The sequence below is a fragment of the Bradyrhizobium sp. WYCCWR15520 genome, assembly GCF_056174665.1.
Genome location: NZ_JBWBWM010000011.1, coordinates 165,778 through 176,957, shown reverse-complemented (window position 1 = coordinate 176,957; position 11,180 = coordinate 165,778). Strand labels below are relative to the sequence as shown.

The following is an 11,180-nucleotide window of genomic DNA, read 5'->3' as shown; positions in this document are numbered from 1 at the left end:
AGAGGTGTCGGCGTCTGCAGCGGTTTCGGGCGCTCCGGTTCAGAAAGGGTTTTCCGCAATGAATTTCCGTATCTTGGCCGGGTCAGTCCGGCCGCGTGGGCAGATGTTGGCCCTGTTGGCGGCCTCGGCACTGTCGGCAACGTTGATTGCGTCGGGTGCGCAGGCGCAGGCACCAGCGCCGGCGCCCGCCGCGCCGAAAGCGGCTCCGAAGGCGGCTCCCAAGGCTCCCGCGCCCGCCCCGCAAGCCCCTGCGGCCGGTGCCCCCGCCGCCGGAGCCACCCCGCCGCAGGAACAGCAGGTTCAGCTGATCTACGCTCCCTGGACCAAGTTCTGCCTCAAGGGTCAGGAAGCCGGCGCCAAGCAGGTTTGCTTCACCGGCAAGGACGGCCGCATCGAGTCGGGCCAGCCCGTAATCGCCGCCGTCATCATCGAGCCGGAAGGCGAGCCGAAAAAGCTCCTGCGCGTGACGCTGCCGCTCGGCATGCAGCTCGTCCACGGCACCCGGATCATCGTCGATAGCAATGCGCCGATGCAGGGTCCCTACGTCATCTGCTTCCAGAACGGTTGCATGTCCGACTACGAGGCGACCCCTGAGCTGATCGCCAGCCTGAAGAAGGGCCAGAACCTCGTTGTTCAGGCGATCAATTCCAACGGTGCGCCACTGACGTTGCCGCTGCCGCTCGCGGGCGAATTCGCCAAGGCCTATGACGGTCCGCCGACCGATCCGAAGCAGTTCGAGGAAAACCAGAAGAAACTGCAGGAAGAGCTGCAGAAGCGGGCCGAAGAGCAGCGCAAGAAGCTGGAGGCGGCCCAACCGGGCGGCGCCAATCCGGCGGCGAAGTAACGGCCGCAGCCGTTCGACAAAACAAAAGGCGCCCCAACCGGGCGCCTTTTTCGTTTCCAGTCAGAGATGGCTCGGCGTTGACGCGTTTGCCTGGAGCAAACCAGTTTCCGCTTTTGCGCGAAACCGCGCTAGTTCAGCGACGGATTGCGCGGCCGGTAACCGCCCGACTTGTCCTTCACGAAGATTTCGGCCACCTGCGAATGCCGGATCGGTTCGCCGGAATCGTCCGGCAGCAGATTTTGCTCCGAGACATAGGCGACGTATTCGGACTCCGAATTTTCCGCGAGCAGGTGATAGAACGGCTGGTCCTTGTGAGGCCGAACCTCCTCGGGGATCGACAACCACCATTCCTCGGTATTGTTGAATTCCGGATCGATGTCGAAAATCACGCCGCGGAATGAGAACACCCGGTGGCGGACGATCTGCCCGATCTGAAATTTGGCGGTGCGCGCTTTGATCATGTCCCGTCGAATAGACCATGATTGTGGCCGATGCTAGGGGCAATAGAACGAGTTAACCTTTACGTATAGTGGCCATATCAGGCGCCATCCCCCCGAAATCACTGACGAAAAGACGCTTCCGAGATGGTCGATATCCTCAACCTCGCGCTCCCCTATTTTGGATTGATTTTTATCGGCTTCGCCTGTGGCAAGACCCGGGGGCTGCCGGAATCGGGCCTCAGCTGGATGAACTTCTTCCTGCTCTACGTCTCGCTGCCGGCGCTGCTATTCCGCATCATGTCGGAGACGCCGTTTCCCGAACTGAACAACCCGCCATTCCTGATCGCAACCACGCTTGCGACCATAAGCGCCTTCATACTTGCCATGGTGGCTGGTCGGATCGTCGGCGAATTGTCGCTGCGCAAGGCCACCATGGCGGGGCTTGCCGGCGCTTACGGCAATATCGGCTATATGGGTCCCGGACTGGCGCTGGCGGTGCTTGGAGCCAAGGCGGCGGCGCCGACCGCGCTGATCTTCTGCTGCGACAGCATTTTTCTGTTCACGATCGTGCCGCTGCTAATGGCAGTGACCGATCGCAAACATCCGTCTTTCCTGCATGCTATTGGTGTAGCTGCGCGACAGATCGTGCTGAATCCGCTGATCATGTCGGCTGCGGCGGGAGCGCTCGTCGCGGCGTTGCATGTTCAGTTGCCGGTCGCCATCGACAGGACGCTGCTGTTTCTGCAGAACGCCGCGGCACCGACGGCGCTGTTCGTGCTGGGCGTGACCGTGGCGCTGCGGCCGTTCGACCGCGTGCCCTGGGAGGTGCCCGGCGTGATCGCGATCAAGCTCCTGATCCATCCGCTGATCGTGTTCGCCCTGATGCTGCTGTTCGGCCCATTCGCACAACCCTGGGCCGCAACCGCCGTCCTGATGGCGGCGCTGCCGCCGGCGCTGAACGTGTTCGTGATCGCCCGGCAGAACAACACCTGGATCGAGCCGGCGTCCGTCGCCGTGCTGATCGGGACCTTCGCCTCCGTGGTCACGCTGACCAGCGTGATGTGGTTCATCCAGAGCGGACGGCTGGTGTTTCCGTAAGGCGTTGCGCGGGTGCTCGAAACGAAAATATCGAAAACAACCCCATGCAAAGTAGAATGGTATCCGGTTCGTAAGGACTTGCGCCGCCTGCGGCCGGCCTTAGCTGACGCGCTTCCAGGTCGGCGCCAGCCCCTCGCGCATCGCGAGCCGCCGCAGCGGGCCGAACGAACCAAGCAAGTGCATGCCGGCCGCGCGCAGCGATTGCATGCCTAAGAAATCGCTGAGCAATGAACGGTTGGCGACATCGATGGCAATCAGCCGGCTCGCGACGTCGGCGCGGCGGGCGGACTGATAACGCGCCAGCACCGCCGGCGATCCCGGATCCTCTCCGAGCGAGATCGCACTACCTGCGATGTCGGCGATATCGGCCGCATCGCGCAATCCCATGTTGAGGCCCTGCGCGCCGATCGGCGGCACCACATGGGCGGATTCACCGACCAGCGCGACACGATGGCTGGCGAACTGGTCGGGACGCTCGATTGTCAGCGGAAACAGGTTACGCCCGGCTTCGACTTCGACGCGGCCGAGAATGGAGTGCGACTGCTTTTCCGCGGCCTCCGATAATTCGTCGTCGCTGAGCGACATCAGCCGTTCGGCTTCCCTGGTCGCCGAGACCCACACCACGCTGCAGCGGTTGCCGGGCAAGGGCACGAACACGCATGGGCCCTGTGCGGTGTGAAACTCGGTGGAGATGCCGTTGTGCGGCCGGGAATGGGAAATGTTGAAGGTCAGCGCCGACTGATGCAGGTCGCGGCGGCTGATCGCGATGCCGGCTGCCTCGCGGGAGGGCGATTGCCGTCCGTCGGCGCCGATCACCAGCCGCGCGGCGAGCTGGCCGCCCTTGCCGGTGCGGATGGCAACGAGCGCATCCTGCGGGTCGATCACTACAGCCTCATCGTCAAACCGGGTCAGGTTCGAAAGTTCTGCGGCACGCTCTTCCAGGGCAACCATCAGCGAGCGGTTGTCGATGTTGTAGCCGAATTGTTCGAGACCGATCTCGTCCGAGCTGAAGCGCACCTCCGGCGCCCGGATCAGCCGGCCGGTGTCGTCAACGAGCCGCATGGTCCGCAGGGCCGCCGCCTTGTCGCGGCAGCGCGGCCAGACGTCCAGCCGCTCCAGCAGATCGGTGGATGCTCCCAATAGTGCCGTCGTGCGGTTGTCGGCATAGGGGACACGGCGGGCGAGCAGGGCGATCTTTACGCCCGTTGCGGCCAGGGAGACGGCGGCGGTCAACCCCGCTGGCCCGCCGCCGATCACAGCGGCGTCATAAACCTGAGATGCGTCGTTCATATTGGGACAATTGACGTTCGAGCGGGCATTTTCAAGCCATCAACCGGCCGAAATGTTTCCGCCCAATCGCGCGGCGGAACGCCGCAATCGCCGATATGCAAATCGGAGCGATTCCTGATAGCACTGCCCGAGCAATGGACCAGACCTCAGAGCCAGATTCCGCTCCTGCAACCAGTCGAATGCGAACCGCCGCATTCGCCGTACACATTCTTACGGCGCTGGGCGCGGGCGTCGCGTTGCTCGCGATGCTGGAGGCCGTGCGCGAGCATTGGGCCAGCATGTTCGGCTGGCTTGGCGTCGCCCTGATCATCGATGCCATCGACGGCCCGCTGGCGCGAAAACTTGACGTCGTGCGGTTGCAGCCGAACTGGTCGGGCGAGGTTCTCGATCTCGTCGTCGATTTCGTAACTTACGTCTTCGTTCCGGCCTATGCCATCACCGCGAGCGGCAGGCTGCTGCCGGTGGCGGCGCCCATACTCGGCATCGGCATTATGGTTTCCGGTGCGCTCTATTTCGCCGACCGACGCATGAAGGCCTCCGACAATCACTTCCGAGGTTTTCCGGCGCTGTGGAACGCCGCGGCGTTTTATTTGTTCTTGCTGAACTTGCCGAAGGAACTCGCCACTCTGGGAATTGCAATCCTGATCGCGCTCACATTCGCCCCGTTTCATGTGCTGCACCCGTTCCGGGTGGTGCGTCTGCGCTGGCTGACCCTGTGGCTGATGGCAATCGGAGCCGTGCTTGCGATCTACACGCTCATCAGCGATTTCAACGTGGGTGCTCCCATCATCGCCGGGCTTTGCGCCATTGCCGCCTATGTTGTGGGAAGCGACGCAGTGATCCGGCAAATAAAGTCGTTCAGAGCATGATGGAATTGTTGACGAGCCCGGAAGCCTGGGCGGCGCTGCTGACGTTGACGGCACTGGAAATCGTGCTCGGTATCGACAACGTCATCTTCATTTCGGTGATCGTGTCGCGAATCCCGCCAGAGCAGGCCAAGCGCGCGCGTCAAATCGGCCTCTTGCTGGCGCTGGTGTTTCGCATCGTGCTGCTCAGCCTGCTGGTGTGGTTGATCGGCCTGACGGAGCCTGTCATCACGGTGCGAAACGTCGAACTGTCCTGGAGGGACATCATCCTGATTGCTGGCGGCGCCTTCCTGATCGCGAAGGCGACGCATGAAATTCATGGCGAGGTCGAGGCGAGCCATGGCGAGCCCGATGCCGAACCCAAAACCAGCGTATTCTTCTGGGTGATCATGCAGATCATCGTCATCGACATGGTGTTCTCGCTGGACTCTATCATCACCGCGATCGGCATGGCGCAGGACCTGGAAATCATGATCGCTGCCGTCGTGATCGCATGCGTCGTGATGTATGTCTCGTCGGGTCCGGTGGCCCGGTTCGTGGCCAATCACCCGACCACCAAGATGCTGGCATTGGCCTTCCTGGTGCTGATCGGCGTGGCGCTGGTGGCGGATGGATTCAAATTCCATATTCCGCGCGGCTACATCTATTTCGCCATGTTGTTCGCAGCCGCGGTCGAACTATTCAACGTGCTCGCCCGGCGCAACCGCAGGAAGGCCGTCAGGAGCCGGGGGTGAGTTGACATCCGGCCGGCGATGGCTTTCGTTTCGCTTTCAGGTTGGGCGTTTCAGGAAATACCGAGGGAGACTGTCATGACCAAGGCCGTGCGCGTGCACAAGGTAGGGGGTCCGGAAGCCCTGGTGTATGAAGACGTGGACGTGGCGGCGCCTGCAGCGGGCGAGGTCCGCATCCGCCAGCACGCCGTCGGCCTGAACTTCATCGACGTCTATTTCCGTACCGGCCTCTACAAGGCGCCCGGCCTGCCGTTCATCGCCGGCAACGAGGCCGCCGGCGAGGTGGTGGCCGTCGGACCCGGCGTCACCAATTTTCATCCCGGCGATCGCGTCGCCTATTATTTCACGCTCGGCGGCTACGCCTCGGAGCGGGTGATCCCGGCGGACAAGCTGGTCAAGCTGCCGGACCACATCACCTACGAGCAGGGCGCGGTGCTGATGCTCAAGGGTTTGACGGTCTGGTACCTCCTGCACAAGACCTTCAAGGTCGAACCCGGCCATCGCGTGCTGATCCACGCCGCCGCCGGCGGCATCGGCCTGTTGGCCTGCCAGTGGGCGAAGGCGCTCGGCGCCCATGTGATTGGCACCGTCGGCTCCAAGGCCAAGGCCGATCTTGCGCTGGCCAATGGCTGCGATCACGTCATCCTCTACAACGAGGAAGACTTCGTGGCCCGCGTCAAACAGATCAGCCGCAACGAGCTGTGCGACGTCGTCTATGACGGCGTAGGCAAGACCACCTTCCCGGGCTCACTGTCGTGCCTGCGGCCGCGCGGCCTGTTCGTCAGTTTCGGCAACGCCTCCGGCCCGGTGCCGCCGTTCCCACTCGCCGAGCTCAACAATCACGGCTCGCTGTTTGCGACGCGGCCGAAGCTCAACGATTACGTCTCTACCCGGAACGAACTGCTCGAAGGCGCCGACACGCTGTTCGCCGCCGTCATCAACGGCAAGCTCCACGTGCCGATCAACCATGCCTACGCGCTGAAGGATGCGGCGAAAGCGCATACCGAGCTCGAGAGCCGGGCGACGACGGGGGCTGCGATCTTGCGGCCGTGACGTCACCGTCATTCCGGGGCACGCGAAGCGTGAACCCGGAATCTCGAGATTCCGGGTTCGATGCTCCGCATCGCCCCGGAATGACATGAGAGCCTTACGCCACCCGACGCGCCGCGCCTGCCTTGACCAAAATCGCATCCAGGCAATCGATCATCAGTGATATCTCCTCGCGCGTGACGTTGAGCGCCGGCATGAAGCGCAGCGCATCGGGCTGCGGCGAGTTGATGAGTACGCCGTCTGCGAACGCTTCGGCCACGATTGACGCACCGATCGGCAGTTTGAGGTCGAGCGCCAGCAGCAGGCCGCGGCCGCGCACCTCGCCGAGCCCATGCCGGGCGGACAGTTTGTGCAGCTCGCTTTCCAGGAACAGGCCGGCGTCCGCCACAGCTTTCAGGAATTCCGGCTTGGCCACATGGTCGAGCACGGCCAGGCCCGCAGCGCACATCAGGGGATTGCCGTTGAAGGTGCCGCCCTGGTCGCCGTGTTCGAAGCAGGAGGCGTGCCCGGTGGCGAGCAGGGCGGCCAGCGGCACGCCGCCGCCGATACCCTTGCCGAGCGTCATGATGTCGGGCTCGATACCGGCGTGCTCGTAGTGGAACAGCTTGCCGGTCCGGCCCATGCCGGTCTGAATCTCGTCCACGATCAGCAGCAGGCCGTGCTGCTTCGTCAACGCGCGCAACTCCTTCAGGAATTGATCGGTGGCCGGCCAGACACCGGCTTCGCCCTGGATCGGCTCCAACATCACCGCGACCGTGTTGTCCGAGATCAGCGCCTTCACTGAATCGAGATCGTTGAGCTTGGCTTTCCGGAAGCCCGATACTTTGGGTTCGAACAGTGGTTCGAACGCCTTCTTGCCCGAGGCCGACATGGTCGCGAGCGTGCGGCCGTGAAATCCGCCTTCGAAGGTGATGATTTCGAACGCGCCGTTCTTGTATTTGGCGCCGTATTTGCGCGCGAGCTTGATGGCGCCTTCATTGGCTTCGGCGCCGGAATTGGCGAAGAAGACCTGATCGAAGCAGCTTTTTTCGACCAACGCCTGCGCCAGCTCGAGGCTCGGACCATTGTAGAAGGCGGGACTTGGCGTCAGCAGCCTGTTGGCCTGTGCGGCAAGCGCTTCCGCAACGGCAGGCGGCGAATGGCCGAGTGCGTTGACAGCCCAGCCCTGCACGAAGTCGAGATAGCGCTTGCGGGAGTCGTCCCAGAGAAAGGAGCCCGCACCGCGGACGAACACCACCGGCGGGCGAGCGGTAATCTCCATCAGCGCGTCGAACGGATGGGTGGCGTCAGTCATGTCGATCTCCTCTGGGTAGTGGGTGAAAGGTGAGGCCGAAACGCAAGAAGGCCGCACTTTTGAGGGTGCGGCCTTCTCGAGAACTTGGCTGAAACTAGCTGATCAGCGTTGTCGTCGGACATGGCGCGCCCCATCATCGTCGCGGGAGCGACGACGCAGGCAGGGGCGGCGGTTGGTCCGGTTCAGCTTCATGGCGATGGCCCATACAGCCGAAGGGCTGGCCGTGTCAAGCGGAAGCCCCGCCGGAGCGCTGCCGCCGCCGTGGCTCGCTACTTCCTGAGCCGGGGTCAGAACCCCGCGACGCTACCGTGCAGATCGTATTGATCGGCGCGTTCGATCTTTGCGATGACGATCTCGCCGACCTTCAGCGGGCGGCGGCTGCAAAGATAGACCGCGCCGTCGATCTGCGGCGCGTCGGCCTTTGAGCGGCCTTTCGCGACCGTCGGTCCGACCTCGTCGATGATGATCTGCTGCCTGGTGCCGACCTTGCGTTTGAGGCGGCGGGCTGAGATTTTCTGCTGCCGCGCCATCAGCGCGTTCCAGCGCTGCTGCTTGACCTCGTCTGGCACGGCATTTTCGATCGCGTTGGACGCGGCGCCGGCGACCGGCTCATACTTGAAGCAGCCCAGACGATCGATCTCGGCCTCTTCGAGCCAGTCGAGCAGATAGGCGAAGTCGGAATCGGTTTCGCCGGGAAAGCCGACGATGAAGGTCGAGCGTAGCGTCAGGTCGGGGCATTCCTCGCGCCACTTCTTGATCCGCGCCAGCGTCTTTTCCTGCGCGGCCGGACGCTTCATCGCTTTGAGGACGTCCGGGCTTGCGTGCTGAAACGGAATGTCGAGATAGGGCAGAATCTTGCCCTCGGTCATCAGGCCGATGACTTCGTCGACATGCGGGTAGGGGTAGACATACTGCAGCCGGACCCAGGCGCCGAGATCGCCGAGTTCCCTGGCGAGGTCGAAGAATTTGGCGCGAACCTGGCGGTCCTTCCACGGGCTTTCGGCATACTTCACATCGACGCCATACGCCGAAGTGTCCTGCGAGATGACGAGCAATTCCTTGACGCCGGCCGCCACGAGCTTTTCCGCCTCGCGCAGCACGTCATTGGCCGGACGCGAGACGAGGTCGCCGCGCAGTTTCGGGATGATGCAGAAGCTGCAGCGGTTGTTGCAACCTTCGGAAATCTTCAAATAAGCGTAGTGCCGCGGCGTCAGCTTGACGCCCTGCGGCGGCACCAGATCGAGATGCGGATTATGCACCGGCGGCAGCGCGCGGTGCACGGCCTCCAGTACGCTCTCATATTGCTGCGGGCCGGTGATCGACAGCACGCCGGGATAGGCCGCCTCGATCTGCTCGGGCTCGGCGCCCATGCAGCCGGTGACGATCACCTTGCCGTTCTCGGCCATCGCCTCGCCGATGGCACCGAGCGATTCCTGCTTGGCGCTGTCGAGGAAGCCGCAGGTGTTGACGATGACGATGTCGGCGCCGTCATGCTTGCGCGCCAGCTCATAGCCTTCGGCGCGCAGCCGCGTGATGATGCGCTCGGAATCCACCAGCGCCTTGGGGCACCCAAGCGAAACAAAGCTGACTTTGGGCGCAGCGGCCTGTTGCATATCTAGATCTGCCTGATTGATGAGCACGAACTAGTCCCAATTTCCCACAATTACAAGGCTTTGCGCGGCGGTCTTCCGTGCTATGGATGCCCCGCCGGGTTATGAGTTGATCGATGAGCGCTGAGTCATCGCCGAAAATCGTCATTGTCGACGAAAGCCCGATCCGGGCCGCCATCCTGGAAGAGGGGTTGCGGGAGGCGGGTTTTACCGGCGTTGTGCATATCAGCGAAATGCAGAGCCTTTTGGCGCGGATTTACGCGCTGGATCCCGATGTCATCCTGATCGACCTGGAAAACCCCAGCCGCGACGTTCTGGAACAGATGTTCCAGGTCAGCCGCGCGGTGCGGCGGCCGATCGCCATGTTCGTCGACCAGAGCGATGCGGCCTCGATCCAGGCCTCCGTCGATGCCGGCGTTTCCGCCTATATCGTCGATGGCCTGAAGAAGGAGCGGATCAAGCCGATCCTCGATCTCTGCATCTCCCGCTTCAACGCCTTCTCGAAGCTGCAGGACGAACTCGACCGCACCAAATCCGCACTTGAGGAACGCAAGGTGATTGACCGGGCCAAGGGAATCCTGATGAAGGTGAAGGGCCTCACCGAAGACGAGGCCTATGTGCTCATGCGCTCCACGGCGATGCGCGAGAAAAAGAAGATCGGAGAGATCGCGCAGTCGATCCTGACCGCGTCGGAGCTGTTGAAATGAAAACACCGCTGCATATCGGCTTCATTCCGCTGGTCGATGCGGCCGCGCTGATCATCGCCGTCGACAAGGGTTTTACCGCCGCCGAAGGGCTCGACGTTACCTTGGTGCGGGAAGTGTCCTGGTCCAATGTCCGCGACAAGCTCAATATCGGCATGTTCGACGCGGCGCATCTGCTGGCGCCCGTGGCGATCGCCTCGAGCCTCGGGCTTGGCCACGTCAAGGTGCCGATCGTGGCGCCGTTCAATCTGGGCCTCAATGGCAATGCGATCACGGTGTCGCCGGCGCTGCATGCCGCAATCATGGGCGAGATCGACGGCGACGCCCTTGATCCCATGGCTACCGCTCTGGCGCTCGCCCGTGTCGTGGCCGCCAGGCGCAAGAGCGGCGCGGAACCGCTGACATTCGGCATGACGTTCCCGTTCTCGACTCACAATTACCAGCTTCGGTTCTGGATGGCGGCAGGCGGCGTCGATCCCGACGAGGACGTTCGCCTGGTGGTGCTGCCGCCGCCCTACATGGTGGACAGCCTCGCCAACGGCCATGTCGATGCGTTTTGCGTCGGCGCGCCCTGGAACTCGGTCGCGGTCGATCTCGGCGTCGGCCACATCCTGCATTTCGTCTCTGACATCCTGGTGCGCGCGGCCGAAAAGGTTCTCGCGGTCAGGGAAAAGTGGGCGGAAAAGAATCCCGAGGTGCTGGCCGCCCTGATCCGGGCGGCTGCCCACGCTGCCGAATACATCGAGGATCCCGGAAACCGCGCCGAGGCTGCTCATGTGCTGGCGCGGCCGGACCGGCTTGGCGTTGGCGCCGAGGTGATCCAGCGCACCCTCGACGGCCGGCTGAAGATCTCACCCGACGGCCAGCGGCGCGAGAGCGACCGCTATCTGCTGGTCGGGCGCGAAGGGGCAGGCCGGCCCGATCCGGCGCAGGCCGCCTGGCTTTACGCCCAGATGGTGCGCTGGGGGCAGACAGCGATGCGCCCCGAGGCGCTGCGGACCGCCATGGAGGTCTTCAGGCCGGAGCTCTACGACGCCGCCATGGGGCATCGGGGCGGGGCCTCCGGCGCTTCCGAGGCGATCGGTGCCTTTGCCGGTCCCGCATTCGATCCAGCCGACATCGCCGGGCATCTGGCGGCTTTCAAGATTGGGCATTGGAGGCCCTAAGCCGGTCGGCTGTCGGGTTCCGCCACGAGATTTACTATTCGGGGTTCCTACCGGCTCAAATCGGCCCGAATAATATTCTCGCTCTGA

General features: G+C 63.3%; 11 protein-coding genes. 7 read left to right on the top strand and 4 right to left on the bottom strand.

Annotation, left to right across the window (positions count from 1 at the left end; all coding sequences use genetic code 11):
- Positions 1–58 precede the first annotated feature (58 nt).
- A complete protein-coding gene (locus AC0QUY_RS14770; protein WP_161854684.1) occupies positions 59–844 on the top strand; it encodes an invasion associated locus B family protein in 786 nt (261 codons plus the stop codon).
- A 128-nt stretch (positions 845–972) separates the two neighbouring features.
- On the opposite strand, the gene hspQ is transcribed toward AC0QUY_RS14770, so the two are convergent.
- A complete protein-coding gene (hspQ, locus tag AC0QUY_RS14765) occupies positions 973–1,305 on the bottom strand; it encodes a heat shock protein HspQ (RefSeq protein WP_027537766.1) in 333 nt (110 codons plus the stop codon).
- 123 nt (positions 1,306–1,428) lie between these two features.
- Here hspQ and AC0QUY_RS14760 point away from each other — a divergent pair, with 123 nt between their 5' ends.
- Positions 1,429–2,382 (top strand): AEC family transporter, encoded by a 954-nt coding sequence (locus tag AC0QUY_RS14760; protein ID WP_475387365.1) that lies wholly within the window; start codon positions 1,429–1,431, stop codon positions 2,380–2,382.
- A 99-nt stretch (positions 2,383–2,481) separates the two neighbouring features.
- On the opposite strand, the gene AC0QUY_RS14755 is transcribed toward AC0QUY_RS14760, so the two are convergent.
- Entirely contained in the window at positions 2,482–3,672 is a 1,191-nt protein-coding gene (locus AC0QUY_RS14755) for a UbiH/UbiF family hydroxylase (RefSeq protein ID WP_475387364.1), read from the bottom strand.
- Between the two features lie 134 nt (positions 3,673–3,806).
- Here AC0QUY_RS14755 and pcsA point away from each other — a divergent pair, with 134 nt between their 5' ends.
- The 3 genes from pcsA (at position 3,807) to AC0QUY_RS14740 (ending at position 6,322) form a co-directional block, all read left to right on the top strand.
- Positions 3,807–4,541, top strand: a complete 735-nt coding sequence (pcsA, locus tag AC0QUY_RS14750) for a phosphatidylcholine synthase (protein WP_475387363.1) — start codon at positions 3,807–3,809, stop codon at positions 4,539–4,541.
- Complete coding sequence (locus tag AC0QUY_RS14745) at positions 4,538–5,272, top strand: TerC family protein (RefSeq protein WP_475387362.1); 735 nt, start codon at positions 4,538–4,540, stop codon at positions 5,270–5,272. Before pcsA ends, AC0QUY_RS14745 begins: the two co-directional genes overlap by 4 nt.
- A gap of 75 nt (positions 5,273–5,347) precedes the next feature.
- Positions 5,348–6,322 (top strand): quinone oxidoreductase family protein, encoded by a 975-nt coding sequence (locus tag AC0QUY_RS14740; RefSeq protein WP_161854679.1) that lies wholly within the window; start codon positions 5,348–5,350, stop codon positions 6,320–6,322.
- Positions 6,323–6,416: 94 nt separating this feature from the next.
- Here the strand turns inward: AC0QUY_RS14740 and AC0QUY_RS14735 are convergent, their stop codons facing one another.
- Together AC0QUY_RS14735 and rimO are read right to left on the bottom strand one after the other, a co-directional pair.
- Complete coding sequence (locus AC0QUY_RS14735) at positions 6,417–7,613, bottom strand: acetylornithine transaminase (RefSeq protein WP_475387361.1); 1,197 nt, start codon at positions 7,611–7,613, stop codon at positions 6,417–6,419.
- Positions 7,614–7,900: 287 nt separating this feature from the next.
- On the bottom strand, positions 7,901–9,226 hold the full coding sequence (gene rimO, locus AC0QUY_RS14730) for a 30S ribosomal protein S12 methylthiotransferase RimO (protein WP_475387360.1): 1,326 nt from the start codon (positions 9,224–9,226) through the stop codon (positions 7,901–7,903).
- Positions 9,227–9,339: 113 nt separating this feature from the next.
- Between rimO and AC0QUY_RS14725 the strand changes: the two genes are divergently transcribed.
- Positions 9,340–9,930 carry an ANTAR domain-containing response regulator gene (locus tag AC0QUY_RS14725; protein WP_057852587.1) on the top strand — a complete coding sequence of 197 codons (591 nt, stop codon included), beginning with the start codon at positions 9,340–9,342 and terminating at the stop codon, positions 9,928–9,930.
- The gene (locus AC0QUY_RS14720) at positions 9,927–11,093 is read left to right on the top strand and encodes a CmpA/NrtA family ABC transporter substrate-binding protein (RefSeq protein ID WP_475387359.1); all 1,167 of its coding nucleotides are present in this window, start codon (positions 9,927–9,929) and stop codon (positions 11,091–11,093) included. Before AC0QUY_RS14725 ends, AC0QUY_RS14720 begins: the two co-directional genes overlap by 4 nt.
- The last annotated feature ends 87 nt before the right edge of the window (positions 11,094–11,180 follow it).